Here is a 25,952-nt window from a genome sequence, read left to right as displayed (position 1 = left end):
CTGTGGCTGTGACGCCAGAAAAGGATCACACCTGCACCAGCGGCTCCTTCGCGAAGAGCGCGCCGAGCGCCGGTGCGTTCACGCGGCGCCCCGCCAGCCGCAGCGCCTCCCAGACGGTGACCTGGTTGGCCGTCAGGACCGGCTTGCCCAGCTCCCGCTCCAGGTCACGGATGTAGGCCGCCGTGTGCAGGGCCGTGTCCGGCAGGAGCAGCGCCTGCGCGTCCTGGTGATCGCCCGCCACGGCCATCGCCCTGACCTCCGGCCACCCCCAGGTGCCGACCTCGGCCGCCGTGATGATGCCGCTGCCCCGCACCGAGACGACCTCGATGCCGCCCGCCTTCAGGAACGTACGGAAGTGCTCCGCCACGTCCTCCGGGTACGTCGCCGCGATCGCGACGCTGCGCGCGCCGACCTCGGGTACGGCGTGGGCGAACGCGAACGACGTACTCGAGGCGGGCAGGCCCGCGGCCCTGGCCAGCTCCCGCACCTGTTCGTGCGCGCCCTCCCAGCCGCGGACGAAGCTGCCGCTGGTGCACGCCCAGACGACCGCCTCGGCGCCGGACAGGCGCAGCTCCTCGACGCCCGCGGCGAGCCGCTGCGGGGAGCCCATCTCGATCAGCGCGTCGACGCGGTGCGCGTCCTCACCGATGTCGGTGTGGACGAGCGGCAGCCTCACATCGCTGTCGAGCAGCATCTCGATACGCGGATAGTCGTCCTCGGCCGAGTGTCCGGGGTAGAGAAATCCGACTGCGGTCATGCCCACCCTTCCTGTTCTTCCGGCAGCTCATGGGCCGGTTCCTGCGGCAACTGCGTCAGCTCGGGGGCCGGCCAGTGGCGCGCCGACTCGTCGAGCAGCGCCTGATACGGCCCCACGGCACGGGTACCCAGCCTGCGCAGCGCTGCCCATACCGTTACCTGATTGGCTGAGATCACCGGGATCCGCAGCTCCGCCTCCAGCTGCGGGATGACGTCGTAGGTCGGCAGGTTCGTGCAGCTGATGAACAGCGCGTCGGCGTGCTGACGCACGGCGCCCCTGGCCATGTCGGCCACGTCCCGGTATGGAACCTTCCAGATGTGCCGGGTCAGACCGAGGAAGGCTCGGCCCGTGACGGTGATGCCCGCCTCGGCCAGGTACTCCTCGAGCGAATCGGTCACCGACCGCGTGTACGGGGTGACCAGGGCGATACGCCGGGCGCCCAGCTCGGCGAGCGCCTCGAGGAGCGCGCCCGACGTGGTGACGGAGGGGCGCTCGCCCGAGCGGAACATGGCCTCGCACATGGCGCGTTCGCCCGCGATGCCGCCGACGAAGCTGCCCGACGTACAGGCGTACGCGAGTACCTCGGGTTCGGCGGCGCTCAGCGCGCGCACCGCCTCGCCGAGGGTCTCGTGCTCACTGACCAGACGGGCCAGGTCGAGGCTGACCTCGACGGGCACGTACGGGGTACGGGTGAGGTGCAGTGACACCTCGTCCGGAACCCAGCGCCACAGCTCGCGGTCGAGGGCGAAGTCGAAGGGAGCGACGACACCGACACCGCGTTGAGGGTGTGGTCCGCCGAGGAAGGAGACGTCCATGACAGGCCCCAAGTCTCTTGAGACGTTCGAGACGATGCTGCGGAGAGCCGGCCGGCGGGCCGGGACGTCGGGACAGGGCGAGGGCAACGGAAGAGTGCCTCTGTTGACGAAGGTAGGTTCGGGTGCCAGCGTGGTCAATCCGCACTTTTTCCTACCAATGAAGCGGACCATCGTTGCGAAACGGTTTCTGCCGATGACCGGCTCGATGACCAACTCGACGACCAGCCAGAATCCCGGCCCGATGACCCCCAGTGCGCGGCCCGACGACCGGAGCGAACGTGTCTGAACTGACCCTGCTGGTACTCGACGACGACCCCCCGCCGCGCCTGGGCCGGCTCATGGGACGGGCGCGCGTGGTGCACGCCGACGAGTCGACGCTCGCCGCCCAACTCCCCTCGGCCGACGTGCTGCTCGTCTGGGACTTCCTGTCCGACGCGGTGCGCCGCGCCTGGCCGGGCGAGGGCCCCCGCCCGCGCTGGGTGCACACCGCGAGCGCGGGCGTCGACCGGCTGATGTGCCCGGAACTCGCCGCGTCGGACACGGTCGTGACGAACGCGCGCGGCGTCTTCGACCAGCCGATCGCCGAGTACGTCGGCGCGCTCGTCCTCGCCATGGCGAAGGACCTGCCGCGCACGCTCGCCCTCCAGGGCGAGCGCGAATGGCGCCACCGCGAGACCCAGCGCGTGGCGGGCACCCGGGCCTGCGTGGTGGGTTCCGGGCCGATCGGCCGGGCGATCGTCGCGACGCTGAAGGCGCTCGGGATCACGACGGCGCTGGTCGGGCGCACCGCGCGGGCCGGCGTGCACGGGCCGGCGGACCTCGGGCGGCTGATGGCCCGCGCGGACTGGGTGGTGTGCGCGGCGCCGCTGACCGACGACACGCGGGGCATGTTCGACGCACGGCTCTTCGGGATGATGCAGCCGTCCGCCCGCTTCATCAACGTCGGCCGCGGGCAGCTCGTCGTCGAGGACGACCTCGCGGACGCGCTGGCCAAGCGGTGGATCGCGGGCGCCGCGCTCGATGTCTTCGAGCACGAGCCGCTGCCGCGGGACAGCGCCCTGTGGACCGCGCCCGGCCTGATCGTCTCCCCGCACATGAGCGGCGACACGGTCGGCTGGCGGGACGAACTGTCGCGCCAGTTCGTGGAGTTCTACGAGAAATGGGCTGCCGGGGAGCCACTTCCGAACGTGGTCGACAAGAAACGTGGGTATGTCCCCGGACACTGACCGATCCGACTGAACGGACTGATCCACGAGGGTCCCGGATCGGCACTCCCGGATCGACCTGAGGAGAGCGGATGACCGAGCTCACCGAGCTGACCGCGGAAGCGCTCGTCGACGGCTATCGCACGGGCGGGTTCAGCCCCGTCGATGCCACGCGGGCCGTCCTGCGCCGCATCGAGGAGGTGGATCCCGCGGTCAACGCGTTCGTTCGGCTCGACGCGGAGTCCGCCCTCGCGCAGGCGGAGGCGAGCGCGGAGCGCTGGCGCAGAGGTGAGCCCCAGGGCCTGGTGGACGGGGTCCCGGTGTCGGTGAAGGACATCCTGCTGATGCGCGGCGGGCCGACGCTGCGCGGTTCGCGCACGGTGCGGGCCGAGGGCGCCTGGGTCGAGGACGCGCCGTCCGTGGCGCGGCTGCGCGAGCACGGCGCGGTGTTCGTGGGCCGCACGACGACACCGGAGTTCGGCTGGAAGGGCGTCACGGACTCGCCACTGTCGGGCGTGACCCGCAATCCGTACGACATCTCGCGCACCTCGGGCGGATCGAGCGGCGGCAGCGCGGCGGCGGTGGCGCTCGGGGCGGGGCCGCTGTCCCTGGGCACCGACGGCGGCGGCTCGGTGCGTATCCCGGCGGCGTTCTGCGGGATCTTCGGTCTGAAGCCGACGTACGGGCGGGTGCCGCTCTATCCCGCGTCCGCGTTCGGGACGCTCGCGCACGTGGGGCCGATGACGCGGGACGCGGCCGACGCGGCGCTGATGATGGACGTGATCACCGGCGCGGACTGGCGTGACTGGTCGCAACTCGGGCCGGTGGAGGGCGGTTTCCGCGACGGACTGAGCGGCGGGGTGCGGGGCCTGCGCGTCGCGTTCTCACCGTCGTTCGGCGGGCAGGTCGCGGTGCGGCCCGCGGTCGCGTCGGCGGTCCGCAAGGCCGTGGAGGGGCTCGCGGGTCTCGGGGCGTACGTCGAGGAGGCCGATCCGGACGTCACGGACCCGGTCGAGGCGTTCCACACGCTGTGGTTCAGCGGGGCGGCGCGGGTGACGCAGAACCTGTCGCCCGCGCAGCGCGCGCTGCTCGATCCGGGCCTGCGCGAGATCTGCGCGCAGGGGTCCGGGTACAGCGCGCTCGCCTATCTCTCTGCGGTCGACGTACGGGCCGAACTCGGGCGGCGGATGGGCCGGTTCCACTCGACGTACGACCTGCTGGTGACGCCGACGCTGCCGCTCACGGCGTTCGAGGCCGGCGTCGAGGTGCCCAAGGGGTCGGGGCTGCGGCGCTGGACGGGGTGGACGCCGTTCACCTACCCGTTCAACCTGACGCAGCAGCCGGCCGCGACCGTCCCGGTGGGGGTGGACGCGGACGGGCTGCCGGTGGGGCTGCAGATCGTGGGCGCGCGGCACGCGGACGCGCTGGTCCTGCGTGCCGCGCACAGCCTGTACGAGGCGGGGATCGCCGGAATTCCGGCGCCTACGCTCGCCTGAACTCGAGCGTCTCGCCCAGCGCGCCACCGCGCCACAGGTCCTGGCAGGCCTCGGCCATCCGGTCGAGGCCTTCCACGACCTGGCCCCAGACGATGCCGGGGACCCAGCCGACGTCGCCGTTGATCAGCAGGTTGTTGCGCTCGTAGAAGAGGGCGAGGTCGACGACGGCGGCGCCGGGCTTCAGTTCGGCGCCGGATTCATAGCCGTATGCCTGGGTCCCCAGTTCCGTACCGGAAAAGGAGAAATAGCAGAGGTCCCCCGGAATGGGGGTGATGGTCGGATTCTCCAGGGGTGGTTCCCGGTCCGCGAATGCCGGGAAAAGGGCGTAGATCTCGTTGCGCGCGTATTTCGCGTGGTAGACGTCGGAGCCCAGTGGAAGCGCGTCCCACACCGCCGAGCAGGTCAGCGGAGCGCGGTCGTCGAGCAGCTTTGCCGTGCACTGAACTCCCCGCTTGGCGAGGGAGACTTCGATGTATCGGTCGGCCATGCCCTCCATGTTCAGCCCCATGGTCCCCCCTGGGTCAAGGGTGCCCCGCTCGCATCAGGGGCTTGAATTGATACGCATAGGTCGTGTCGAGTCGGGTAGCCGCGCGCCCATGGCTCCACCTATTTGGAATGTCACAGAAGGAACACAAAGACTAGAAGGCACCAGAAAGGGCATACGCCGACGATCTCTGCTCATCGGTGCCACCGCTGTCGGAGCGGTCGGCGCCCTCGGGGCCGCGGGTTGCAGCCGCGTCCCGGACGGCGACACCCTCGCGCGGCTCCAGGGGCAGGGCACGGTGCGTCTCGGGATCGCGGGCGAGGTGCCCTACGGCTACATCGACGACAGCGGCAAGTTCACGGGTGAGGCCGTCGAACTCGCCAAGGTCATCTTCAAACGGCTCGGTGTCGGCCATGTCCAGCCCGTCGCCACCGACTTCAGCTCCCTGATACCCGGCCTGCAGACCCAGCAGTTCGACGTGGTCTCGGCCGGGATGTACATCAACAAGGAGCGCTGCCAGCAGGTCATCTTCGCGGACCCCGAGTACCAGATGCTCGACTCCTTCATCGTCCGCAAGGGCAACCCGAAGAACCTGCACGACTACGCGGACTGCGTGAAGGCGAAGGCGAAGTTCGGCACCGGCACCGGCTACGCGGAGATCGCCTACGCGGTCGAGGCGGGCTACAAGGAGAGCGACATCGTCATCCTCCAGGACCAGGTCGCCGGCCTGAACGCCGTGGAGGCGGGACGCATCGACGTGTTCGCCGGCACCGCCCTCACCACGCGTGAGGTGACGAGGAAGAGCCGCAAGGCCGAACACACCGAGCCGTTCGCTCCCCTGGTCGGAGGCAAGAAGCACGTCGACGGCGGCGGATTCACGTTCCGCCCGAACGACACCGCGCTGCGCGACGCCTTCAACAAGGAGATCCACAAGATGAAGGCGAGCGGCGAACTCTTCCGCATCCTGCGGCCGTTCGGCTTCACCCAGGCCGAGATGACGAAGCTGACCGCAGAGGAGCTGTGCAAATGACAGCGGGACTGTGGGAACACTGGGTTCTTCCGGGCATCTGGATCACGATCCAGCTGACCGTGTACAGCGCGGCCCTCGCGACCGTCGTCGCCTTCGGCGTGGGCATGGCCCGCACCCACCGGCTGTGGATCGTGCGCTTCGTCGCCGGCTTCTACACCGAGGTCTTCCGCGGCACGTCGGCACTGATCCTGATGTTCTGGATCTTCTTCGTCCTGCCGCAGCTCGCCGGCTGGTCGCTGGTCCCGATGTGGGCCGCTGTCCTGGCACTCAGTCTGTCCTACGGCGCGTACGGCGCCGAGGTGGTACGCGGCGCGCTCGGCGCGGTGGCACCCGCTCAGCGCGAGGCGGGGGTCGCGCTGAGTTTCACCCCCTGGCAGCGGATGCGGCTGATCCTGCTGCCGCAGGCCGTGCCGGAGATGATCCCGCCGTTCTCGAACCTGCTGATCGAACTCCTCAAGGGCACCGCCCTGGTCTCGCTGCTCGGCATCGGTGACGTGTCGTTCGCCGCGAACCTGGTACGTCTGGCGACGACGGAGAGCGCGGAGATCTACTCCCTCACGCTCGTCATCTACTTCGTGATCGCGTTCCTGCTCACGCGCGTGATGCGCTCCCTGGAACGCAAGGCCAAGGCCGGGATCGGCCAGCGCCCCGACACGGGAATCGGCATCATGCGCAAGCTCAACATCCGGCAGACGACGGAGACCGCACCCGTTCCCACCAGCGCGGGAGGTGGCGGCGCGTGATCACCATCGCATCCGGCACCTGGGACTGGTCGGCCGTCGCCGACTTCATGCCGCACTTCTGGGACGGCGTCCTGGTCACCCTCCAGGCCCTCGTGCTCGGCTCGCTGATCTCCTTCAGCCTCGGCCTGGTGTGGGCCGTCGCGTTCCGCGCGCCCACACGTTTCGTCCGCTGGCCCGTCGGGATCATCACGGAGTTCATCCGCAACACCCCGCTCCTGGTCCAGCTGTTCTTCTTCTACTTCGTGCTGCCGGAGTGGGGCGTCCAGTTCTCCGCGCTGACCACCGGTGTCCTCGCGCTCGGCCTGCACTACTCGACGTACACCGCACAGGTGTACCGCGCGGGCATCGAAGCGGTCCCGGTGGGCCAGTGGGAGGCCGCCCGCGCGCTGAGCCTTCCCTACCGCAGGACGTGGACCGCGGTGATCCTGCCGCAGGCCATCCGCCGCGTCGTGCCCGCGCTCGGCAACTACGTCATCGCGATGCTGAAGGACACACCGCTGCTCGCCGCCATCGGCGTCCTGGAGATGCTGCAGCGCTCGCGCCTGGAGGCGGCCCAGACGTTCCAGTACACCGAGGCCCTCACGGTCATCGGTGTCGCCTTCATCGTCATCGCCTACCCCTCCTCCCTCCTCCTCCGAGCCCTGGAGCGACGCCTTGTCCGCTGACGCGAACCTCACCGACGAACAGTCCAACCCCAAGGTCGACGGCAGCGAGCTGATCCGCTTCGACAAGGTCGTCAAGCGCTTCGGCGCCAACACCGTCCTCGACGAGCTCGACTTCTCCGTCGACTCCGGCAAGCACGTCACGCTGGTCGGCCCGTCGGGCTCCGGCAAGACGACGATCCTGCGGCTCCTGATGACCCTGATCAAGCCGGACGAGGGCACGATCAAGGTCAACGGCGAGTACCTCACGCACGAGGAGCGGGGCGGCAAGCTCGTCCCGGCCGGCGAGAAGCACATCCGCGAGGTCCGCAAGAACATCGGGATGGTCTTCCAGCAGTTCAACCTCTTCCCGAACATGAAGGTCCTGCGCAACATCATGGAGGCGCCGGTCACCGTCCTCGGCCTCTCCAAGGACGAGGCGGAGCAGCGCGCCCGCGAGCTGCTCGACATGGTCGGGCTCGGCGACCGCTGCGACGCGTACCCGACCCAGCTCTCGGGCGGCCAGCAGCAGCGCGTCGCCATCGCCCGCGCCCTCGCGATGCGCCCGCAGGTACTGCTCCTCGACGAGGTCACCTCCGCGCTCGACCCGGAGCTGGTCGCCGGCGTCCTGGACGTGCTGCGCGACATCGCGCACACCACGGACATCACGATGCTCTGTGTGACCCACGAGATGAATTTCGCCCGCGACATCTCGGACCAGGTCCTGATGTTCGACGCGGGCCGGGTCATCGAGTCCGGGCCGCCGGAGAAGATCTTCAGCGATCCTGAGCACGAGCGGACGCGGGAATTTCTCAGCGCGGTTCTGTGACCACGAGCGGTGAGGGCCGGTAAGTCACGAGGTCCCGAACCTGGGGCTTGACTTTGGCATATGCCAGGGTGGCGCGTTCCTGCTGACAGGCCCGGAGCGCGCCACCAAAGTCCCCAACAGGCGTCCCACAAAGGCCTCTTGGCGGCTATCGTGGACCGAGGCCAGCTGTCCGGAACCGGTCCTTGCAGGGGGATGCCGTGGCGCTGAAACACGAGCCGATCGCGCAGCACCACTCGGTGCAGCACGCCCTTCGTGTGCTCGAAACCGTCGCACGACGCGGCGCCGGCGTCACCGACACCGAACTCGGCAACGAGACAGGACTGCCCGCGGACCGGCTCGCCCCGCTGCTGCGCATGCTGCGCCGCGAGGGGTACGTGGAGCAGACCGCCGACGGCGCGTACGTCACGGGCGAGACGCTGACCAGCCTCGGCTCGGCGCAGGGCCGCGAGGACGCGCTCACGACAAGCCTCCAGCGCACCCTCGACCGGCTGCGCGAGACAGTGGGCGCGGCGGTCTATCTCAGCCGGTACGTGGACGGGGAGATCCGCATCACCCAGTTCGCCCAGGGCCCCACGACCCCCGCGGTCAACGAGTGGGTGGACTTCCGCTCCGCGGCGCATGCGAGCGCGATCGGCAAGAGCCTCCTCGGCCAGCTCGACCTCAACGCGCGGCGCGACCACCTCTCCCGCCACAAGATGGCCCGCCTCACCTCGCGCACGATCACGAACGAACGCGTCCTTCTCTCGAAGCTCGACGCCCAGCCCGCGACGGTGCCGGTCCTGGACCTCCAGGAGTACGCGGTGGGCACGGTGTGCGCGGCGGTCCCGATCACGGCGGGCTCCTCGGTGGGCGCGCTGGCGCTCTCGCTCCCGATCGAGCACGCCCACCGCCTGCACCACGCGGCGGAAACACTGAACCGCGGGGCGGCACCGCTCCTGCTCTCCCTGGCCATCTAGGCCCCCGCCCGCCACGTGTCCGGAGCACCCCTGAGGACCAGGTATTATTTTCGAGTCAGCAGGCGCCGCTAGCTCAGTTGGTTAGAGCAGCTGACTCTTAATCAGCGGGTCCGGGGTTCGAGTCCCTGGCGGCGCACGTTGTCGTTGGCGAGGCGTGTTCGCGTAAAGCGCGAACCGTCTCGCCAACGTTGTTTCTGCGCGGCTGCGCCGCGCGTTGTGGGGGCTCTGCCACCCACACCCCCAGGTTCGGGTCGCCGCCTCTCAAGCCCGCAGGTAAGCCAGCACCGCCAGCACCCTGCGATGCGTGTCCGTGTCGTCCGCCGGGGGCAGGTCCAGTTTTCCCAGGATGTTGCCGATGTGCTTGCCGACGGCGGCCTCGCTCACCACCAGGTCCCGGGCGATCGCGCCGTTCGACCTGCCTTCGGCGACCAGGGCGAGGACCTCGCGCTCGCGCGGGGTGAGCCGCTCAAGGGGGTCGCGGCGGCGCCGCAGCAGCTGGCGTACGACTTCGGGGTCGACGACCGTGCCGCCGGCGGCGACCCGCTCCACCGCCTCGACGAACTGCTCGACCTGCCCGACGCGGTCCTTCAGCAGATAGCCGACGCCGGTGCCGTCACCCGTGTCGAGGAGCTCGGCCGCGTACGAACGCTGCACGTACTGGCTGAGGACCAGGACCGGCAGGCCGGGGCGGTCGGCGCGCAGGGCGAGCGCCGCGCGCAGGCCCTCGTCCTGGAAACCGGGCGGCATGCGTACGTCGGTGAGGACGAGGTCCGGCGTGTGCTCGGCGACGGCGGCGCGCAGCGCGTCCGCGTCGCCGACCGCGGCGACCACCTCGTGCCCGAACCGTCCGAGCAGGCCGACGAGGCCCTCGCGCAGCAGCACGGCGTCCTCGGCGAGGACCACTCTCAGAGCGCTGGGCACGGGATCTCCAGGGACAGTACGGTCGGCCCGCCGGCCGGGCTGGTGATCGTCAGTGTGCCATCGAGGACGGCGAGCCGGTCGGCGAGTCCGGTGAGCCCGCTGCCGCGCGCGGGGTCGGCGCCACCGTCTCCGTCGTCCTGCACGTCGACGACGAGCCGGCCGCGCTCGTGGCGGGCGGTGAGACTGGCGCGGCCGGCGCCGCTGTGCTTGGCGGCGTTGGCGAGGGCCTCGCACACCGCGAAGTAGGCGGCGTACTCGACGGGTCCGGGCAGGCGGGGCAGGTCGATGCGGGTGTCGACGGGGACGGCCGAGCGGTCGGCGGCATCGTCGAGGGCGGCGGCGAGCCCGTAGTCGGCGAGGACCTGGGGGTGGATTCCGTGGATCAACTCCCGTAGTTCCAGGAGCACTTGGCCCGCATCGTCGTGCGCGGCGGCGAGGCGTTCGGCGAGGGGGCCCGTGGCGGGGGCGTCGAGGCGGGCGAGCCCGAGACTCATGGTGAGGGCGACCAGGCGCTGTTGGGCGCCGTCGTGCAGGTCGCGCTCGATGCGGCGCCGCTCGGCCTCGAACGCGGCGACCAGGCGCGCCCGCGACCTGGTGACCTCCGCGAGCCGCGCCTCCTCCTCCGTCTCGCGGGGCGCGAGCAGCAGCCGGGCGAGCGCGGCCCGCGCGGCGGCGTACCCGCCGAGCGGGTAGAGGAGCACCGCGAGCAGGGCGAGCCCGGCGACGGTGCACAGGGCGGCCTGCCCGTAGGAGTCGATGAGCCACAGCTTCACGACCCGGGTGTCGTGGCCGGCGCTCGCCAGCTGGACCGGCGCCGCCGCCACCGCCCCGGCCAAACCGATCGTGCAGGTCAGGACCAGCAGGTCGAGCGGCCACAGGACGAGCGCGAGGAGCGCGGCGTAGGCGAGTTCGCGCCAGGTCGCCTGTTCGCCGAGGCGCAGCCGCAGCCAGGCCGTGGCGCCGGGTTCGGCCGGTGTGCGGTGCGGGCTGGGCGCCGCGTCGCCGGTCACGGGCCGCAGCCGGCGGCGCTCCAGCGCGGCGACCGGGATCCCGGCGAGCGCGAGCAGGGCGAGCAGCGGCAGCCCCACGAGGACGAGGGAGAGCACGGCGCCCGCGACGCCGAGCGTCACGAACGTGACCAGGAGCGGGGCCCCGACGAGTACCCCTCCCGCGAGATACACGGCGGCGCGCCAGGGGGCGCCGCCGCGCAGGTAGGAGGGAGCGTGCAGAGAGGCGGCGAGGGAAGTCATCGGGCGGGCCCGCCAGTTGGGGACGGCCCCGCGCCCGGGGAGGGCGGCGTGACCGGGGAGGGCGGCGTGAGCGGGGAGGGCGGCCTCACCGCGGACGCCCCGCGACCGCGGACGCCCCCGTCGACTCCGTCTCGTCGAACCTCTGCCGTGCCTCCTCGACCAGGGGCAGGTGTCCGGACGACCACTCGGCGAGTGTCGCGAACAGCGGGGCGAGGCTGCGGCCCAGGTCGCTGATCTCGTACTCGACCCTGGGCGGCACCTCCGGGTAGTACGTGCGCACCACGAGTCCGTCGCGCTCCATCTGCCGCAGGCGCTGCGTGAGCACCTTCGGTGTGATGGTGCCGATGGTGCGCTGGAGCTGTACGAAGCGCTGGGTTCCGTACTCGTTGAGCGCCCACAGGATCGGCGTGGTCCAGCGACTGAAGACGATGTCGAGAACCGGCGAGATCGGGCAGGCCTGCGCGGGCCCGCCGTCCTGCCACCGCGTACTGCCGCTCATGCAGCCCTCCAGGGAAGTCACTTTCCTCTAGGTACCTACTTTACTCAGGATGCTAGCTTCCGAGAACAGAGCGGGGCACCAAGCCCCCCTCCGTACAAGGGAGTTGAAGATGATCGTTGTCACGGGTGCCACCGGGAACGTCGGCCGTCCGCTCGTCGCCGCCCTGACCGCCGCGGGCGAGCAGGTCACCGCCGTGTCCCGGCGGCCCGCGCCCGACCTGCCCGTACGCCACGTGCAGGCGGACGTCGGCGACGCGGAGAGCCTGCGGCCGGCGCTGGAGGGGGCCGACGCGCTGTTCCTGCTGATCGGGGCGGAGGTGCATCAGGGAGGGGAGCCGCCGGCCGCCGTACTCGACGTGGCGAAGGCGGCCGGGGTGCGCCGCGTGGTCCTGCTCTCCTCGCAGGGGACGGTGACGCGGCCCGAGGCCGTCTCGCACGCCGGGCTGCGCGCGTTCGAGGAGGCCGTGCGGCAGTCGGGCCTGGACTGGACGCTGCTGCGCCCCGGCGCGTTCGCGTCGAACGCCTTCGCGTGGGCCGACTCCGTACGCGCCCACCGGACCGTCGCCGCCCCCTTCGCCGATGTGGCGCTGCCGGTCGTCGACCCGGCGGACATCGCCGCGGCGGCGGACGTCGCGCTGCGCGAGGAAGGTCACGCGGGCCGGGCCTACGAACTGACGGGACCGGTGGCCCTGTCACCGCGCGAGCAGGCCGTGGCGCTCGGCGAGGCGATCGGCGCCGAGGTGCGGTTCACCGAACTGAGCCGCGCCGAGGCCCGCGCCTTCATGACGCGGTTCATGCCCGAGCCGGTCGTGGACGGCACGCTCGACATCCTCGGCTCGCCGCTCGCGGCCGAGCAGCAGGTGAGCCCGGACCTGCGTACGCTGCTCGGCCGCGAGCCCGGCGCGTTCGCACAGTGGGCGGCGCGCAGCGCGGCGGTCTTCGCCTGACCGGTCCCGCGGGTGCGCGCGCCTCACCGGTCGAGCAGTTCCGACCTCCCGTGTGCCGCGTACTGGGCCGTGAGCGCCGTGACGTCGGCATCGGTCAGGCGCCGGTAGCCGCTCTCCCCCGGCGGCCGCCACCACACGGCGTCGGCGCAGCGGAACCCCTCGCGGCGCAGCCCCACCCGGTGCACCTTGTTCGTCGCGGTGACGGGCATGCGCCCCACGATCCGGACGAAGCGCGGCGCCATCTTCGTCCCCAGGTCGGTCTGGGACAGCAGGAACTCGGCGAAGCCGAGCGGGTCGAAGGGCTCGGCGGGGTCCGTCCCGCGCAGGGCGAGCGCCGCCATCACCTGGTCGCCGGCCACCGGGTCCGGCACCCCGTAGACGGCGACCGCGGCGGCGGCTTCGTACCGGGCGAGGATGTTCTCGATCATCGCGGGCGCCAGGTTCTCGCTGTCGACGCGCAGCCGGTCGTCGGTGCGGCCCGCGAAGTACAGGAAACCCTCGCGGTCGCGGTAGAAGAGGTCCCCGGTCCAGTACCAGCCGTCCCGTACGCGCTGTGCGTGCGCGCCCTCGTTGCGCCAGTACCCCTCGAAGGGCGTGCGGCCGCGGTTGACCAACTCCCCTATCGCGACAGCCCCGTTGAGGAGCCGTCCGGCCGCGTCGAACTCCGCGGGCGGGCACTCCCGCCGGGTGGCCGCGTCGACGACGGCCAGGTCGTCCCCCGGCGTCGCCCGCCCTATCGCCCCGGCCGGTGTCCCCGCCGAGCGCTGGATGGCCGCGCCGCCCTCGGACGACCCGTACCCCTCGACGAGCCGTACCCCGAACCTCTCGGCGAACCGCGCCGCGTCCACCGCCCCCGCCTCTGTGCCGAAGCCGACCCGCAGCGGATTGTCCCGGTCGTCCGGCCGCTCGTCGGTGGCCAGGATGTACTGCACCGCGCGCCCGACATACGTGAAGTACGTGGCCCCGTACGCCCGTACGTCGTCCAGGAAGCGTGACGCAGAGAACCGGCGCCGCAGCGCCACGCCCGCGCCCGCGGCGACGGCGGGAGCCCAGTCGGCGATCACCGCGTTGCCGTGGAAGAGCGGCATGCAGATGTAGTGGACGTCGTCGCGGCGCACGCCGAACTGGCCGACGAGGGACTGCCCGGCGGCCGCGAGCCGCCCCTGTGAGCAGATCGCGGCCTTGGGCGCGCCCGTCGAGCCGGAGGTGAAGTACAGCAGCATGCGGGTTTCGGGGGTGGCGCGAGCCGGGTCGGGCTCGGCGCCCGCGTACGGCGCGAGCAGTTCGCCGTACGCGTCGGAGTCGGTCACCAGGATGCGTACGCCCGGGAGTTGGAGCCCGTCGAGCAGTGGCAGATGGGCGCGCTCGGTGACGAGGACGCGGCAGTCGGTGTGCAGGATGTCGCGGGCGAGTTCGGGGCCGCGCCGGGTCGGGTTGACGCCGGCGACGGCCGCGCCCGCGAGGGCCGCGGCGCTCAGCCAGAGCGGGAACTCGGGGGTGTTGTCGAGGAGTACGCCGATGTGCGGCTCCGCCCCCCGGGGCAGCAGGTCGGCGAGGAGCGCGGCGCGGGCGGCGGCGCCCGCGGCCACCTCGTGATGGCTGAGGACCTGGTCCTCGCACCACAGTCCGGGGCGGTGGTCACCCCAGCGCTCCTGTACGAGTTCCGCGACCGAACGCCTCATGGGACCCATGACCGCGCACCATAATTGACGCACCGTCAGAAGTGGAGACCCCGGGAGGTGTGAGACCTCAGAACGTCAGGGCGATGACGGCCACGAAGGCGACGCACACGGCGACGACGAAGCCGAGGAAGGCGAGGAGGAAGATCAGGCACGTCGCGTTGCGCCCCGGGGCCGGGGGGTGCGCCGTGGCCCGGTCGGGGCGGTCGGCGGTGTAGTACACCAGCACGAGGTCGCCCTGCACGGTGGTCGCGGGCCCGTTGGCCTCCTCGAACCTGACGGGGCGTCCGTCGCCGGTCAGGAACTCGTAGACGTGGTGCTGCGTGGTGCTCCTGTGGCCGTCGCTGTCACGGCTGGTCGAGGCGAACGCGCGCAGGCAGCGGGCCTGTGCGGTCAGGCCGCTGGCCCAGGCCCTTCTGACCTGCATCGAGCGACGGGTCATCGCCACCGCCATGAAGATCGCCACGCTCGCGATGAACACGGGCGCGATCAAGAACAACACCTGCATGGCCATCCCCCGATACCACGTTCCGTGCACGCCGCCCCGGTCGGAACGGCGTGCACGGAACGTACCCGCGTGAAGGCCCCGGGAGCCTCAAGCCAGGCTCAGAACTGAACGTCCGAGCAGGCGTAGAACGCGTTCGCCGTGTCCGCGATCGTCCACACCGCGAGGATCACGTGGTGGCCGCTCTTACCGGACGGCAGGGTGCCGGTGTGCGAGAGGGTGGCCGGGGGCTGCCCGCTGAACGGCACCGTCAGGAACGGCGCGGTGTCCAGGTCGGCCCTGGTCAGCGGCTTGCTGTCGTCCCAGCCGTTCTTGGTGATGTAGTAGCGGAAGTCCGTGGTGGAGTGCCGCGCGGTGAACTGCCAGCGGAAGGTCTGGCTCGCACCCGCGGTGACCTTGGTCGTCGGCCAGGCGGTGCCGTTCGGGGCCTTCGCGCCGTTGAGCGCGCCGAACTCTCCGTGGTTGGCGGAACAGATCGTCCCGTCGGCGGGACCGGCGGCCGGGAAGCCCTTGGGGCCCTCGACGCTCTGCGGTTCCCACTGGATGTTGCCGCATCCGGTGACGGTGCCGTCGGCGCAGAGCTTCTGCCGGCTGATGGGGAGGTCGGTGTAGCCGTGGCTGCTCGCGCCGCCCGACGAGAGCACGAAGGCCCCGGCGGTGGTGAGGCCGAGCAGTGCCGCGTACATCTTCTTTCGCATGCTGCCGCTCCTGAACGTGGGGGAGTTCCGGTGAGCCGTGCGCACAGCGCTACATCAGGTCTAGACCAAGGCCCAGATTATTGCCGTTCGTTGAACATGTCCATACCAATAGTGGAGAGGATCCGGCGGGTCTCCACGATCGACGGGGAGGATCCGACGGGGGGCTCTACGACGCGTCGCTGCCGCGTCCGGTGCAGAAGGCCACCGTCAGATCCTTGACCAGCGCCTTGCGTTCGTAGTCGTCCAGCTCGACCAGGCCCCGCGTCGTCAGCCGCGTCACCGTGTCCTCGACCGAGTCGACCACCGACGTCAGCACGCTGTCACGGTGCTGCGCGTCGAGCGCCGCGATCCGGCGGCGCTGCATCGCGGCGGCGACCTCGGGCGCGTACTCGATCCTCGTCGGCTGCGCCGAGAACACCTCGATACCGACGGGTGCCACGTCGGCGGCGAGCTGCCGGGTGAGGGCGTCGCCGACGGCCTCGGCGTTGCGCAGGGTCGGGGCGTCCTGGTGGACGGGGCTCCCCCCGGCGGTGGCCAGGGGAGCGTCGGCCGGGAACTGCGAGAGCACCCGCGCCATCGCCGCCTCCACGCACTCGCGCAGATACTGCTGATGGTCCTCCACGGCGAGCATGGCGCGCGCGGTGTCCTTGATGCGCCACACGACGAGGACGACGACGCGCAGGGCGACCCCGTTCGCGTCGACGGCCGGCATCGGCTCACTGCGCCAGTGCCGCAGACGTACGTCGCAGCGGCGGCGCAGGACCAGCGGGTTCACCCACGTCAGGCCGGTGCGGCGGACGGTTCCGCGGTAGCGGCCGAAGAGGGTGAGCACCCGGGCCGCGCCGGTCCGGCCACGCGCGAGACCGCCGAACCCGAACAGGGCGAGCGCGCCGGAGCCCGCGACCGCCGCCCACTGGAGCGGCCCGAGCCCCGCGCCCGAGGGGACGGGCAGCGCCGCGATCCGCGGCAGCACCCCACCCCACCACAGCGACGCGGAGACGCCCGCCGCTCCCGCGAGGCCGCCGAGCACGCCGACCGCGCCGGGCACCGTGCGCCCGGGGCTTTCCACGAGGTCCGGGTCGACGACCGGCGCCGGGCGCGCGGCCGACCGGGGCGGCATCCAATGCGGCACGCGCGGCAGCTCGCCGCTGCCCTGCCTGCGCCCGACGACGGTCGGCCGCAGCGGCACCGAGACCGGGTCTGGCCCGTCCCGGAAGAGCAGATGGACCGGGATCTCGGTGGTGGCCTCGCCGTGGATCAGCCGGGCGGCCCGGACGGCCGTCGCCTCGGATGCCGGGGCGGCGAAGGCCACGTCCCGGCCACCACCCCCGGGCTCCCCGCGGCCGGTTCGCGCATCGTCACTGTCGCCGTCGCCGTCGCCGCCACAGCCTCCGTCGGCGTCGGCGTCCGGGGGCAGTTCGGGCCCCTCCGGCCACTCCGTCGTCGTACTCATCCTTGCCTCCGTGCTGGATCCGTACATCCGCGATGGCCTCCGGTTCGGCAAGGCCGGAGGGGGCGTGCGGCGGGGCGAGTCGCCGCGCACCCCCGGGGCCGCGCGCGGCCGACGGGACCTCACGCCCCGCCGGCGGCCGGCCGGTGGGCGCTCACGAGAAGAGCCTTCGCCAGGTCTCGGGCCCGGGGTAGCCGTCGGCCGCGCCGCCGCGCCAGCCCTGGGACCGCTGGAACGCCTCGACGCCCCGCCGGTCGCTCTCGCCCCAGCGGGTCCCCGGGCCCTTCGTGTAGTGCTTGCCGAACCCCTTCTTCACCAGCTGCCTGCCGAGCCGGGTGACGTACGCGTTGTCCGCGCCCGGCCGGAACATGCCGCGCCCGGGATAGGGCGGCACCTTGGACACGGCGGAGGCGGGGGCGGGCGCGCTGCCGGGACTGGGCGCGCCGCCCGGGGCGGGCGGGATGTCCTTGCCCTTGCCGCCCACGAGATAGGCCCAGGTCGCGGCCCCGGGGAGGCCGTCGGCGTCCGTGCCGGTCCAGCCCTGTGCGCGCTGGAACGCCTGCGTGGCGAGCCGGTCGGCCTCGCCCCAGCGCGGCCCGGGCCCGGTCGTGTAGAACCTGCCGCCTCCCCGGTCGACGAGCATCTTCCCGAGCCGGGTGACGTTCGCGTTGTCCACCCCGGAACCGAACGACTTGGCGCCCGGGAACCGCGTCGACGCCGGACCGCCGGCCGCCATCTCCTCCTGCTTCAGCCCCTTGTAGCGATAGGGCACATAGCGGGTCGAATTGCTCCAGTAGGCATAGGGCGTGGACTGCTTGCGGGCGCTGGGCGGCGCCTGCTCGTACGCGATGTAGTAGGTGTGCGTGTAGTCGGTCCAGCCGCCGAAGATGACGACGTGCGATCCCTTCTGAGGGTCCGCCGGATTGTGGAAGAGCAGCATGTCGCCGGGCTGGAGCTGATCGCGCGTGATGCGCGTCCCGAACTTGTCGAGACTCCCGGTCCATTCGTTGGTGCCGAGGTGCCAGGCCATGGAGACGAAGCCGGAGCAATCCTGCCGGTATCCGTCGCTCCAGAACTTGGCCATGCTGTACGGCACCTTGGCGGTGGTCCAGAGCTTGGCCCGGTTGATGATCGCCGCGCGGGTCGTGGCGGGCAGTGCGGCCACCTGGCCCAAAGGCGCGGCCGGGCTCCCCGCCGGTCCGTGCAGCGGGCCCGACCCGCCCTGCGGGGTCGGCGGCTCGTCCGTGGACGGCAGCCCGGGTCTGGCCGACGCGTGGGCGGACGCGACGGCGGGGGCCGTGGACGCGCCGCCGATGACCGTGCCGGCCGCGGCCGCGAGGACGAGCGCGCGCCGGGCGCCGTGGGCGGCGGGGTGGCCGCCGAGACTGATCGTCAGCGACGACAGGGAGCACTGGCCGGCCTGCCGCCAGCGAAGGCATCCCGGGCAGTCGCAATCGCTCGCAGGATCGAATTCTTCGAACACCGGAGCTTCCATGCGATTCCCCTCACACTCCAGAACGAAATGTCCAACATCTCCACAAACGGAAGCCTCTCAACTCTCTGGTGATATCGCATGTTGACGGTCCGAATGATGTATTTAATGGATAAATAGGGTGATACGGACAGGCGCGGTGGTCCTGAGCACCCCAGGGATTCGGGTAGAGTTCTCCAGGTCAGCAGGCGCCGCTAGCTCAGTTGGTTAGAGCAGCTGACTCTTAATCAGCGGGTCCGGGGTTCGAGTCCCTGGCGGCGCACAGACAAGCGAAAGCCCTCCACACACGTGGGGGGCTTTCGCCATTGGCGGGCCCACCGCGTGAGCGGGCGGGTCTTTCTGCTGCTCGGGGGCGTACGGCAGCCGCTCCTGCCGATAACGTGGGCCCATGGCGCGTGACCTCCAGGAGCGGATCAAAAAGCTCATCATCGACCGGCGGCTTCCCTCCGGTGCCTCCCTGCCCACCGAGCCCGAGTTGATGGAGCTCCTCGGCGTCAGCCGGAACTCCGTGCGTGAGGCGCTCAAGGCTCTCCAGGCGATGGGCATCGTGGAGATCCGGCACGGCTTCGGCACCTACGTCGGACCGATGTCCATGGCCCCCATGATCGAAGGGCTCACCTTCCGCACCGTCGCCGGGCACTACCGCGGCGAGGACAGCCTGCTCCAGCTCCTCGAACTGCGCGAGGCCGTCGAGACCGGCCTCATCGCGCGCCTCGCCGGCCGCGTCCCCGAGGCCGACCTCGCCGAACTGGACGCCCTCGTCGACCGCATGGACACCGAGGCGGCCACCGACGGCGCCGTGAGCCCGGGTACCGACCGCGCCTTCCACGCGACGCTCTACCGCGGCCTCGGAAACCCTCTGCTCGGCGAGGTCATGGAGGCGTTCTGGGATGCCTTCCACCGGGTCCGCACCGACCTCGTCGCCATCCCGCACGACCCGAAGGTCACCAGCCTCCAGCACCGCGAGATCGTCGACGCCGTGCGCTCCGGCGACCCGCTGCGGGCGGAGCGCGCCATAACGGAGCACTTCGGCGACATCCGCACCCGCCTGAGCACCCCGGCCAGCAAAGCCTGAGCGCCCCGCCCCCAGCGGGCAGCACCTGGACGCCCCGGCGCGCCCCCCGGCGCACACCCCGTAGGCGACTGCCGCGCGCCCCATCCGTCCCAACAGGCGCACTAAATCGTGCGTATGACCGGTAAACAGCTTGTTTCGCTTCGTATCGCCCTTGCGATCATGATGAAGCGCATAGAACCCTGTCCGGGAGCCATCGGCTCCGATGAGGCAGGCGGCACAAGGCAGTTGGGGCCGACGCCCGACCGGTACCGGTTGCGCTCGACTCAGGGGCGGGGGCCCCGTTCATGAAGCGATGCCGAGGGGGGCATCATGCAACCGGAAGGCCGCCTTCTCAGTCTTAGACGGGGGATGGTGGCCTGCCACTGACACGTCCGGCAAGGTCGAGGGGGACCGAACCGGACGGATGACCGACGACCACGCGGTGACTCGCGTGCGGGGGGAATGACTCATGACGTCGACGCCGACAGGCGCCCGGCAGAACTTCGATCCGTCCCAGACCACCCAGCTACGCGTGCCGCCGCATCGGACCGGCGGCTTCCGGCGCATCAAGAAGGCCCTGCCGCGCTACGACTACGAGCACTACAGCCGCCTCGCGGGCCCGCTGACCCAGCCGGAACCCGGCAAGCCGTACAAGGTGCAGTACCGCTCACTGCTCTCGCAGGAGCCGCACCGGCTGCGGGCCGCGCTGATGCTGGGCGCCGCGCCGCTGCTCTCCCTCGTGCTCCTCTTCTGGCTGCTCCAGCCCGAGCACTGGACGGAGCGGGACTACCCGGCGTACGACTTCCTGCCCGCGCTCGACGTCGTGATGCTGGTGTCGATCGGCCTGATCGAGTTCTTCCGCTGCATGAACGTCCTGTCGAACGCGCACGCCACGCTCGTCGCCCGTGACCCGATCCCGGTGGTGCCCGAGACCGGCACGAAAGTCGCGTTCCTGACCTCGTTCGTGCCCGGCAAGGAGCCGATCGAGATGGTGACGAAGACCCTGGAGGCGGCGGTCAAGCTGCGCCACCGGGGGCTGCTGCACATCTGGCTCCTCGACGAGGGCGACGACCCCGAGGTGAAGGCGGTCTGCGAGCGCCTCGGCGTGCACCACTTCTCCCGCAAGGGCGTCGCGAGGTGGAACCAGGCCAAGGGCCCGCACCGCGCCAAGACCAAGCACGGCAACTACAACGCCTGGCTGGACGCGCACGGCGACGACTACGACTACTTCGCCTCCGTCGACACCGACCACGTGCCGCTGCCCAACTACCTGGAGCGGATGCTCGGCTTCTTCCGCGACCCGGACGTCGGCTTCGTCATCGGCCCCCAGGTGTACGGCAACTACGACAACTTCGTCACCAAGGCCGCCGAGTCGCAGCAGTTCCTCTTCCACGCTCTGATCCAGCGCGCGGGCAACGCCTACGGCGCCCCGATGTTCGTCGGCACCTCCAACGCCGTACGCATCAAGACCCTCAAGCAGATCGGCGGTCTGTACGACTCGATCACCGAGGACATGGCGACCGGTTTCGAGATCCACCGCGCCAAGAACCCGGCCACCGGCAGGAAGTGGCGGTCCGTGTACACGCCGGACGTGCTCGCCGTCGGTGAGGGCCCGAGCGCCTGGACGGACTTCTTCACGCAGCAGATGCGCTGGTCGCGTGGCACGTACGAGACCATCCTCAAGCAGTACTGGAAGGGCTTCTTCTCGCTCCCGCCGAGCAAGCTCTTCAACTACACGATGATGATCATCTTCTACCCGATGTCCGCCATGAACTGGATTCTGGCGGCGCTGAGTTGCGCCCTGTTCCTGGGCCTCGGCGCCTCGGGTGTGAACATCGACCCGACGATCTGGCTGATGCTGTACGGCAATGCGTCGGCGCTGCAGATCGGCCTCTACATCTGGAACCGCCGGCACAACGTCTCGCCGCACGAGCCCGAGGGCTCCGGCGGTGTGGCCGGCATGGTGATGTCCGCGCTGTCCGCGCCGCTGTACGCGAAGGCCCTGTTCGACGCGGTGCTGCGCCGCAAGAGCAAGTTCGTCGTCACGCCCAAGGGCGACTCGGCCAGCCCCGACCGGTGGTTCGGCACCTTCCGGTACCACTGGTACTTCATCCTCGTCTTCGCCGGGTCGATCACCGCAGGCTTCGTGTACGGGCACTCGCACCCGGCGATGATCACTTGGGCCTGCTTCGCCCTGCTGATCACGGCGCTGCCGATGTTCGCCTGGCGGTACATGCTGCGCCAGGACAGGAAGAAGCCGAAGCCGCCCGCCGCCGAGACGTCCGAGCCGCCGCATCCGCAGCCGCACGGCGTTCCGCAGCAGAAGCCCGCATGGGCCGCAGGCGGGGGCAGCGACCAGACCATGCAGATCTCCCTGGGGGGACGTAACAAGTGAAAGACGGTGCCAGCCGCCGCCGTGCCCGACGCATAGCCATCGGCACGGTGGTGGTGCTAGCGCTTGCCGGGATGAACGGGCCGTGGGTCTATCGGTTCGGGTCCGCGAAGTACCACGAGTACAAGATCGACAGACCCGAGTACAAGGCCGAGAACGGCAAGTGGGACATCGTCGAGTTCCCCAAGGAGTACCGGCAGAACACGATCCACGCCGCACTGCTGCACACGGGCAAGATCCTGCTCGTGGCCGGCTCCGGGAACAACCAGGACAACTTCGACGCGAAGAAGTTCGACACCCGCCTGTGGGACCCGGTGAAGGGGACGATCAAGAAGATCCCCACGCCCACCGATCTGTTCTGCACGGGCCACACCCAGCTGGCCAACGGCAATCTGCTCATCGCCGGCGGCACCAAGAGCTACGAGAAGCTCAAGGGCGACGTCACCAAGGCCGGCGGCCTGATGATCGTCCACAACGAGGACCCGGACGAGCCGAAGACGATCCCCAAGGGGTCCAGGTTCACCGGCAAGGAGAACGGCAAGACCTTCGTCACCAGCGAGAACATCACCATCGAGCGGGCGAAGAAGGTCTTCGACCCCGCGACGGGCAAGTTCCTGCGCAACGACCCGGGCATCCGCCGGGTGTACGTCGAGGCGCAGAAGAGCGGCACGGAGTACGAGACGGGCACGCAGGACAACTACCGCGTGCAGGGCCTCAAGGGCGCCGACGCGCGCAACGTCTACGGCATCGCGCAGAAGCTCGCCCTCGACAAGAAGGACTTCCAGGGGATCAGGGACTCTTACGAGTTCGACCCGGTCGCCGAGAAGTACATCAAGGTCGACCCGATGAACGAGGCGCGCTGGTACCCGACGCTGACCACGCTCTCGGACGGCAAGGTCCTCTCGGTCTCCGGGCTCGACGACATCGGCCAGCTCGTCCCGGGCAAGAACGAGACGTACGACCCGAAGACCAAGAAGTGGACGTACACCAAGGGGATCCGCCAGTTCCCGACGTACCCGGCCCTCTTCCAGATGGAGGACGGGAAGATCTTCTACTCGGGCGCCAACGCGGGCTACGGGCCCGACAACGTCGGCCGCACGCCCGGCATCTGGGACCTCGGGACCAACAAGTTCCAGAAGATACCCGGGCTGAGCGACCCGAAGCTGATGGAGACCGCCGGCACGGTGGAGCTGCCTCCCGCGCAGGACCAGCGCTACATGGTGGTCGGCGGCGGCGGGGTCGGCGAGTCCAAGGAGTCGAGCCGCAGGACGCGGATCGTCGATCTGAAGGCGAGGGACCCGAAGTTCGTCGACGGCCCCGAGCTGGAGAAGGGCACGCGCTACCCGCAGTCCTCCACCCTCCCCGACGACACGGTCCTGGTGTCCGGCGGCTCCGAGGACTACCGCGGCCGCGGCGACTCGAACATCCACCAGGCGCGGCTGTACGACGTGAAGACCAACACGTTCAAGCGCGTCGCCGACCCGCTCGTCGGCCGCAACTACCACTCGGGCTCGATCCTGCTGCCCGACGGCCGCGTGATGTTCTTCGGCTCCGACTCGCTCTACGCGGACAAGGCGAACACCAAGCCCGGCGTCTTCGAGCAGCGCATCGAGATCTACACGCCGCCGTACCTGTACCAGGACTCGCGGCCCACGCTCAGCGGCGGCACGAAGACCGTCGCGCGCGGCGGCACGGCGACGTACACGTCGGACCACGCGACGGCGATCAGGACGGCCCGCCTGATCAGGCCGAGCGCGTCCACGCACGTCACGGACGTCGACCAGACGTCGATCGCCCTCGACCTGAAGAAGTCGAAGGACAGTGTCACGGTGACCATCCCGAACAACCGCAGCCTCGTCGAATCGGGCTGGTACATGCTGTTCGTGACGGACGATCAGGGAACACCCAGCAAGGCGCAGTGGGTGCACGTGCCGTAGGGGAACGTACGTAAGGGGGTGCGGGGCCGAAGCCCCGCACCCCCTTTCCGCTGTCCCTGCCGCCGGCCCTACTTACTGGCCTTGGCGAGACCGATCGCGTACTCCGGCCACCAGGCCCCCGCCTTCGGACCCCCCTTGCAGTCACCGTCCGACTCGCCGGGCCGCTTGACCCACAGGTACGCCTTGACCAGCGGGTCGCCGGTCCTGGTGCCGGGCTCCTCGCCCAGCGCCCGCCCGGGAGGGTTGCACCAGCGCTGGTCGGGGTCGCCGCCCGTGTAGGGACCGTTCCCGTTGCGGCTGGTGTCGATGACGAACGGCTTGTTGCCGACCTTCGCCGAGAGCTCCTTGCCGTACTTCACGGAGTCCGCGGTGGTGTAGAAGTTCGACACGTTGACCGAGAAGCCGTCGGCCTGGTCGATGCCGGACCACTGCAGCGGCTGGAAGATCTGGTCGGGCTTGCCCCAGCCGGCGTTCCCCGCGTCGAGGTAGACGGTCGTGTTCTTCAGGGACTTGAGCTTGCCGACGGCGCCCTTGAGGAGGTCGTAGCGCTCCTCGTGGAACTCCTCCGGCGTGCAGTTGTCCACCATGTGCTGCACGGCGTCCGGCTCCAGGATCACCGTCGCGTGCCGGTCGCCGATGCCCTTGGCGACGCTGTCGATGAACGCCCGGTACTGGTTCCCGTCGGCCGCGCCGCCCTTGGAGAACTGGCCGCAGTCGCGGTGCGGGATGTTGTAGAGCACGAGCAGGGCGTCCCGGTCGGCCTGGTCGGCCGCCTCGGTGTAGCCCCGGGCCTGGTCCTCCGCGTTCTCCGGGATGATCCACTCGCCGCTGGGCTGCTCGGCTATCTTCCGGATCTGCTCGGCGTCGTCCTTCTTGCCGGCCTTCTCGTAGGCGGCGACCTGCTTGGCGGCGCTGCCGTCCGGGTTGACCCAGTACGGGTCGGAGCCCTTCGGCTGCTGTTTCACGGGTGACGGTGAGCCGTTCTTGTCCTTGCCGTCCCCGGAGGAACATCCGGACACCAGCAACGCCGCCCCCACGGCCGCCGCTCCCGCCCTCACCCCCCAGGCGCCGACACCGCGTACGCGGCCTGCGTCCTTGCGGTACATCCACTCCCCCTTGGGTGCCCTGTACGACTCTCAATCCTGGCATACGGGCCGCCGCGGCCACGAGGGCGGACAGGGTTCGTCAAATACCCGTTACAGCCCCCGCGTTCGGCGTTCACCAGGTGGGAGAGCGCATGCGGACTCGGTGTCGAACAGCCTCTGGGCCACGTCGCCCATCCGCTCTGGAGTCGTCGTGAGCGGCCCGAGCCCCCGGCCGGCACCACCTCTCCGCGAGGGCAGGTCCCGCCTGGCCTCCCGCGCCGACGCCGGGTCACTCCCGCAGCCCGAGCGCGCGCGGTCGAGGATCAGCCCGGCCGGCGGCTCCCCGGGGGGAGCGGGTCGTCGGCCGGGCCAGGTTGTCAGCGCTGCCGGCGTTGTTGTCGTTGTCAGCTCGCGGACGCGGGTGCGTCGGTCACGCCGGTGAGGTACGCGGACACGACGACGTTCGCGGTGTAGGTGTGCGACGCGCGGTCGAAGGAGCCGCCGCACGTGATCAGCCGCAGCTCGGCCCGGCCGGACTGCCGCTGGCCGTACGCCTTCTGTGCGTCGAACCGCTCGCGGCTGAAGACCTGCACGTCGTCGACGGTGAACTCGGCGACGGACCCGTCGACCCGCGCGACCCGCACCTTGTCGCCCGGCTTGGCCGAGCTGAGGCGGTAGAAGACGGCGGGCCTGGTGTCCGTGTCGACGTGCCCGACGAGCAGGGCCGTGCCGCGCTCGCCCGGTTTCGTGCCGCCGCCGTACCAGCCGACGACGCCTGCCTGCGAGAACGGCGGCGGATCGATCGCGCCGCCCCCGTCGAGGCCGCGGGCCGTCACCGGTGCCTTGATCTTCAGTGCGGAGACGTCGATGCGCTGCGGCTGCGCCGCGGCCATCGGCTTGTGCGCGGGCGGCAGTTCGATGCCGAGGGGCCGTCCCACGGCGGCCGCGTCGCCGGTCGTGGGCGCGGACAGGCCGTGGAAGTCGGTGACTTCGCGGCCCCACACCGTAAGGCCCAGCAGCAGTACGGCCCAGGCCACTCCGGTCACGAGCCGCCCGTTGCCATGAGGTCGTTCGCGATCAGCCATGAT

Annotated in this window: 25 protein-coding genes and 2 tRNA genes; 14 read left to right on the top strand and 13 right to left on the bottom strand. The window is 70.7% G+C overall.

Annotation, left to right across the window (positions count from 1 at the left end; genetic code table 11):
• Nucleotides 1-25: 25 nt before the first annotated feature.
• Together ACIPWY_RS11020 and ACIPWY_RS11015 are read right to left on the bottom strand one after the other, a co-directional pair.
• A complete protein-coding gene (locus ACIPWY_RS11020; protein WP_362902139.1) occupies nt 26-757 on the bottom strand; it encodes a decarboxylase in 732 nt (243 codons plus the stop codon).
• Nucleotides 754-1,572 carry an aspartate/glutamate racemase family protein gene (locus tag ACIPWY_RS11015; RefSeq protein ID WP_362902137.1) on the bottom strand — a complete coding sequence of 273 codons (819 nt, stop codon included), beginning with the start codon at nt 1,570-1,572 and terminating at the stop codon, nt 754-756. Before ACIPWY_RS11015 ends, ACIPWY_RS11020 begins: the two co-directional genes overlap by 4 nt.
• Here ACIPWY_RS11015 and ACIPWY_RS11010 point away from each other — a divergent pair.
• The 3 genes from ACIPWY_RS11010 (at nt 1,571) to ACIPWY_RS11000 (ending at nt 4,273) form a co-directional block, all read left to right on the top strand.
• Nucleotides 1,571-1,858: a hypothetical protein gene (locus tag ACIPWY_RS11010; protein WP_362902136.1), complete on the top strand. Its 288-nt coding sequence runs from the start codon at nt 1,571-1,573 to the stop codon at nt 1,856-1,858. The two genes, ACIPWY_RS11015 and ACIPWY_RS11010, sit on opposite strands and share 2 nt — an antisense overlap.
• Before the next feature lie 52 nt (nt 1,859-1,910).
• Entirely contained in the window at nt 1,911-2,798 is an 888-nt protein-coding gene (locus ACIPWY_RS11005; protein WP_383885615.1) for a D-2-hydroxyacid dehydrogenase, read from the top strand.
• Between the two features lie 71 nt (nt 2,799-2,869).
• Complete coding sequence (locus ACIPWY_RS11000; RefSeq protein ID WP_401532824.1) at nt 2,870-4,273, top strand: amidase; 1,404 nt, start codon at nt 2,870-2,872, stop codon at nt 4,271-4,273.
• Here ACIPWY_RS11000 and ACIPWY_RS10995 read toward each other — a convergent pair.
• Entirely contained in the window at nt 4,260-4,760 is a 501-nt protein-coding gene (locus ACIPWY_RS10995; protein WP_362902133.1) for a DUF3830 family protein, read from the bottom strand. The genes ACIPWY_RS11000 and ACIPWY_RS10995 overlap by 14 nt on opposite strands.
• A 109-nt stretch (nt 4,761-4,869) precedes the next feature.
• On the opposite strand from ACIPWY_RS10995, the gene ehuB reads away from it, so the two are divergent.
• The 6 genes from ehuB to ACIPWY_RS10965 all read left to right on the top strand — a co-directional run bounded on the left by ehuB (nt 4,870) and on the right by ACIPWY_RS10965 (nt 9,092).
• Nucleotides 4,870-5,787, top strand: coding sequence for an ectoine/hydroxyectoine ABC transporter substrate-binding protein EhuB (ehuB, locus tag ACIPWY_RS10990; protein WP_362902131.1), 918 nt, complete (start codon nt 4,870-4,872; stop codon nt 5,785-5,787).
• Complete coding sequence (ehuC, locus tag ACIPWY_RS10985; protein WP_383885369.1) at nt 5,784-6,530, top strand: ectoine/hydroxyectoine ABC transporter permease subunit EhuC; 747 nt, start codon at nt 5,784-5,786, stop codon at nt 6,528-6,530. The genes ehuB and ehuC overlap by 4 nt, the downstream gene beginning before the upstream one ends.
• Nucleotides 6,531-6,577: 47 nt before the next feature.
• Entirely contained in the window at nt 6,578-7,195 is a 618-nt protein-coding gene (gene ehuD, locus ACIPWY_RS10980) for an ectoine/hydroxyectoine ABC transporter permease subunit EhuD (RefSeq protein WP_362902668.1), read from the top strand.
• Nucleotides 7,185-8,000, top strand: a complete 816-nt coding sequence (gene ehuA, locus ACIPWY_RS10975) for an ectoine/hydroxyectoine ABC transporter ATP-binding protein EhuA (protein WP_362902127.1) — start codon at nt 7,185-7,187, stop codon at nt 7,998-8,000. Before ehuD ends, ehuA begins: the two co-directional genes overlap by 11 nt.
• Before the next feature lie 197 nt (nt 8,001-8,197).
• A complete protein-coding gene (locus ACIPWY_RS10970) occupies nt 8,198-8,956 on the top strand; it encodes an IclR family transcriptional regulator C-terminal domain-containing protein (RefSeq protein WP_362902125.1) in 759 nt (252 codons plus the stop codon).
• 62 nt (nt 8,957-9,018) lie between these two features.
• Nucleotides 9,019-9,092: transfer RNA gene (locus ACIPWY_RS10965), tRNA-Lys, on the top strand.
• 125 nt (nt 9,093-9,217) lie between these two features.
• Here ACIPWY_RS10965 and ACIPWY_RS10960 read toward each other — a convergent pair.
• The 3 genes from ACIPWY_RS10960 to ACIPWY_RS10950 all read right to left on the bottom strand — a co-directional run bounded on the left by ACIPWY_RS10960 (nt 9,218) and on the right by ACIPWY_RS10950 (nt 11,626).
• Complete coding sequence (locus tag ACIPWY_RS10960; RefSeq protein WP_362902123.1) at nt 9,218-9,877, bottom strand: response regulator transcription factor; 660 nt, start codon at nt 9,875-9,877, stop codon at nt 9,218-9,220.
• Complete coding sequence (locus ACIPWY_RS10955; RefSeq protein ID WP_393701671.1) at nt 9,862-11,127, bottom strand: sensor domain-containing protein; 1,266 nt, start codon at nt 11,125-11,127, stop codon at nt 9,862-9,864. Before ACIPWY_RS10955 ends, ACIPWY_RS10960 begins: the two co-directional genes overlap by 16 nt.
• An 85-nt stretch (nt 11,128-11,212) precedes the next feature.
• The gene (locus ACIPWY_RS10950; RefSeq protein WP_362902119.1) at nt 11,213-11,626 is read right to left on the bottom strand and encodes a helix-turn-helix domain-containing protein; all 414 of its coding nucleotides are present in this window, start codon (nt 11,624-11,626) and stop codon (nt 11,213-11,215) included.
• 109 nt (nt 11,627-11,735) lie between these two features.
• Here ACIPWY_RS10950 and ACIPWY_RS10945 point away from each other — a divergent pair, with 109 nt between their 5' ends.
• Entirely contained in the window at nt 11,736-12,572 is an 837-nt protein-coding gene (locus ACIPWY_RS10945; protein WP_393701668.1) for an NAD(P)H-binding protein, read from the top strand.
• Between the two features lie 23 nt (nt 12,573-12,595).
• Here the strand turns inward: ACIPWY_RS10945 and ACIPWY_RS10940 are convergent, their stop codons facing one another.
• The 5 genes from ACIPWY_RS10940 to ACIPWY_RS10920 form a co-directional block, all read right to left on the bottom strand.
• On the bottom strand, nt 12,596-14,263 hold the full coding sequence (locus tag ACIPWY_RS10940) for an AMP-binding protein (protein WP_401532819.1): 1,668 nt from the start codon (nt 14,261-14,263) through the stop codon (nt 12,596-12,598).
• A 58-nt stretch (nt 14,264-14,321) separates the two neighbouring features.
• Nucleotides 14,322-14,759, bottom strand: a complete 438-nt coding sequence (locus tag ACIPWY_RS10935; protein ID WP_362902114.1) for a DUF3592 domain-containing protein — start codon at nt 14,757-14,759, stop codon at nt 14,322-14,324.
• Between the two features lie 98 nt (nt 14,760-14,857).
• Entirely contained in the window at nt 14,858-15,454 is a 597-nt protein-coding gene (locus ACIPWY_RS10930) for a lytic polysaccharide monooxygenase (RefSeq protein WP_362902112.1), read from the bottom strand.
• 166 nt (nt 15,455-15,620) lie between these two features.
• Entirely contained in the window at nt 15,621-16,907 is a 1,287-nt protein-coding gene (locus ACIPWY_RS10925; RefSeq protein ID WP_393701663.1) for an SPFH domain-containing protein, read from the bottom strand.
• 151 nt (nt 16,908-17,058) lie between these two features.
• A complete protein-coding gene (locus tag ACIPWY_RS10920; protein WP_393701661.1) occupies nt 17,059-18,399 on the bottom strand; it encodes a peptidoglycan-binding protein in 1,341 nt (446 codons plus the stop codon).
• A 185-nt stretch (nt 18,400-18,584) separates the two neighbouring features.
• Here ACIPWY_RS10920 and ACIPWY_RS10915 point away from each other — a divergent pair.
• The 4 genes from ACIPWY_RS10915 (at nt 18,585) to ACIPWY_RS10900 (ending at nt 23,779) form a co-directional block, all read left to right on the top strand.
• Nucleotides 18,585-18,658 (top strand) — tRNA-Lys (locus tag ACIPWY_RS10915).
• Between the two features lie 126 nt (nt 18,659-18,784).
• Nucleotides 18,785-19,471, top strand: a complete 687-nt coding sequence (locus tag ACIPWY_RS10910) for a FadR/GntR family transcriptional regulator (RefSeq protein WP_362902107.1) — start codon at nt 18,785-18,787, stop codon at nt 19,469-19,471.
• 448 nt (nt 19,472-19,919) lie between these two features.
• Complete coding sequence (locus tag ACIPWY_RS10905) at nt 19,920-21,845, top strand: glycosyltransferase family 2 protein (RefSeq protein WP_393701658.1); 1,926 nt, start codon at nt 19,920-19,922, stop codon at nt 21,843-21,845.
• Nucleotides 21,842-23,779 carry a kelch motif-containing protein gene (locus ACIPWY_RS10900; RefSeq protein WP_362902103.1) on the top strand — a complete coding sequence of 646 codons (1,938 nt, stop codon included), beginning with the start codon at nt 21,842-21,844 and terminating at the stop codon, nt 23,777-23,779. Before ACIPWY_RS10905 ends, ACIPWY_RS10900 begins: the two co-directional genes overlap by 4 nt.
• 68 nt (nt 23,780-23,847) lie before the next feature.
• Here the strand turns inward: ACIPWY_RS10900 and ACIPWY_RS10895 are convergent, their stop codons facing one another.
• Complete coding sequence (locus ACIPWY_RS10895) at nt 23,848-24,885, bottom strand: glycoside hydrolase family 6 protein (RefSeq protein ID WP_362906113.1); 1,038 nt, start codon at nt 24,883-24,885, stop codon at nt 23,848-23,850.
• Between the two features lie 383 nt (nt 24,886-25,268).
• A complete protein-coding gene (locus tag ACIPWY_RS10890; RefSeq protein WP_362906115.1) occupies nt 25,269-25,949 on the bottom strand; it encodes a class F sortase in 681 nt (226 codons plus the stop codon).
• Between the last annotated feature and the right edge of the window lie 3 nt (nt 25,950-25,952).

Origin of the sequence: Streptomyces sp. NPDC090032 (genome assembly GCF_044748025.1) — a bacterium.
GTDB lineage: Bacteria > Actinomycetota > Actinomycetes > Streptomycetales > Streptomycetaceae > Streptomyces.
Note: the sequence above shows the minus strand (reverse complement) of the source record. Positions and strands in the feature narration are given on the sequence as shown.

What these genes read in the sequence shown, in the direction of transcription:
- ACIPWY_RS10995 (WP_362902133.1), bottom strand. Translation starts at nt 4,760, where the DNA reads ATGGCCGACCGATACATCGAAGTCTCCCTCGCCAAGCGGGGAGTTCAG.
- ACIPWY_RS11010 (WP_362902136.1), top strand. Translation starts at nt 1,571, where the DNA reads ATGACAGGCCCCAAGTCTCTTGAGACGTTCGAGACGATGCTGCGGAGA.
- ACIPWY_RS10940 (WP_401532819.1), bottom strand. Translation starts at nt 14,263, where the DNA reads ATGGGTCCCATGAGGCGTTCGGTCGCGGAACTCGTACAGGAGCGCTGG.
- ACIPWY_RS10955 (WP_393701671.1), bottom strand. Translation starts at nt 11,127, where the DNA reads ATGACTTCCCTCGCCGCCTCTCTGCACGCTCCCTCCTACCTGCGCGGC.
- ehuC (WP_383885369.1), top strand. Translation starts at nt 5,784, where the DNA reads ATGACAGCGGGACTGTGGGAACACTGGGTTCTTCCGGGCATCTGGATC.
- ACIPWY_RS10945 (WP_393701668.1), top strand. Translation starts at nt 11,736, where the DNA reads ATGATCGTTGTCACGGGTGCCACCGGGAACGTCGGCCGTCCGCTCGTC.
- ACIPWY_RS10890 (WP_362906115.1), bottom strand. Translation starts at nt 25,949, where the DNA reads ATGGCTGATCGCGAACGACCTCATGGCAACGGGCGGCTCGTGACCGGA.
- ACIPWY_RS10905 (WP_393701658.1), top strand. Translation starts at nt 19,920, where the DNA reads ATGACGTCGACGCCGACAGGCGCCCGGCAGAACTTCGATCCGTCCCAG.
- ACIPWY_RS10925 (WP_393701663.1), bottom strand. Translation starts at nt 16,907, where the DNA reads ATGAGTACGACGACGGAGTGGCCGGAGGGGCCCGAACTGCCCCCGGAC.
- ACIPWY_RS10930 (WP_362902112.1), bottom strand. Translation starts at nt 15,454, where the DNA reads ATGCGAAAGAAGATGTACGCGGCACTGCTCGGCCTCACCACCGCCGGG.
- ACIPWY_RS11020 (WP_362902139.1), bottom strand. Translation starts at nt 757, where the DNA reads ATGACCGCAGTCGGATTTCTCTACCCCGGACACTCGGCCGAGGACGAC.
- ACIPWY_RS10920 (WP_393701661.1), bottom strand. Translation starts at nt 18,399, where the DNA reads ATGGAAGCTCCGGTGTTCGAAGAATTCGATCCTGCGAGCGATTGCGAC.
- ACIPWY_RS11005 (WP_383885615.1), top strand. Translation starts at nt 1,911, where the DNA reads ATGGGACGGGCGCGCGTGGTGCACGCCGACGAGTCGACGCTCGCCGCC.
- ACIPWY_RS11000 (WP_401532824.1), top strand. Translation starts at nt 2,870, where the DNA reads ATGACCGAGCTCACCGAGCTGACCGCGGAAGCGCTCGTCGACGGCTAT.
- ACIPWY_RS10950 (WP_362902119.1), bottom strand. Translation starts at nt 11,626, where the DNA reads ATGAGCGGCAGTACGCGGTGGCAGGACGGCGGGCCCGCGCAGGCCTGC.
- ehuD (WP_362902668.1), top strand. Translation starts at nt 6,578, where the DNA reads ATGCCGCACTTCTGGGACGGCGTCCTGGTCACCCTCCAGGCCCTCGTG.
- ACIPWY_RS11015 (WP_362902137.1), bottom strand. Translation starts at nt 1,572, where the DNA reads ATGGACGTCTCCTTCCTCGGCGGACCACACCCTCAACGCGGTGTCGGT.
- ACIPWY_RS10935 (WP_362902114.1), bottom strand. Translation starts at nt 14,759, where the DNA reads ATGCAGGTGTTGTTCTTGATCGCGCCCGTGTTCATCGCGAGCGTGGCG.
- ACIPWY_RS10895 (WP_362906113.1), bottom strand. Translation starts at nt 24,885, where the DNA reads ATGTACCGCAAGGACGCAGGCCGCGTACGCGGTGTCGGCGCCTGGGGG.
- ehuB (WP_362902131.1), top strand. Translation starts at nt 4,870, where the DNA reads ATGGCTCCACCTATTTGGAATGTCACAGAAGGAACACAAAGACTAGAA.
- ACIPWY_RS10910 (WP_362902107.1), top strand. Translation starts at nt 18,785, where the DNA reads ATGGCGCGTGACCTCCAGGAGCGGATCAAAAAGCTCATCATCGACCGG.